A 253-nucleotide genomic window follows, 5' to 3' on the forward strand; every position below is an offset into this window, starting at 1 on the left:
TAAGGATGTAATGAATGAGTTTATTGCTTATTTTTGTGCTTCTCAAGAAGAATTTATGTTGCAAACCTTTATGAAAGAAAAACTTGATACGTTGAGGAAAATGATCGTAGCTGGAATAAAGCTTACACGGGTCTTTGACACTTGCGCTAATATAGAAATCTCTACAAGCCTTGAAAACAGGGCTTTTTTTATTAAAAAAATGTCAAATTCTCTCCAATTCTTAGTGAGTAATTTTGCGTAATGTGTTATAATG

General features: G+C 31.6%; 1 protein-coding gene. It reads left to right on the plus strand.

The window, feature by feature from the left end:
- Window positions 1-241: hypothetical protein (locus Psfp_RS21245; protein WP_205079654.1), on the plus strand; the 241-nt coding region annotated here is incomplete at its 5' end.
- Window positions 242-253: the final 12 nt, after the last annotated feature.

This window comes from Pelotomaculum sp. FP, from assembly GCF_004369245.1.
Taxonomy (GTDB): Bacteria; Bacillota; Desulfotomaculia; order Desulfotomaculales; family Pelotomaculaceae; genus Pelotomaculum_C; species Pelotomaculum_C schinkii.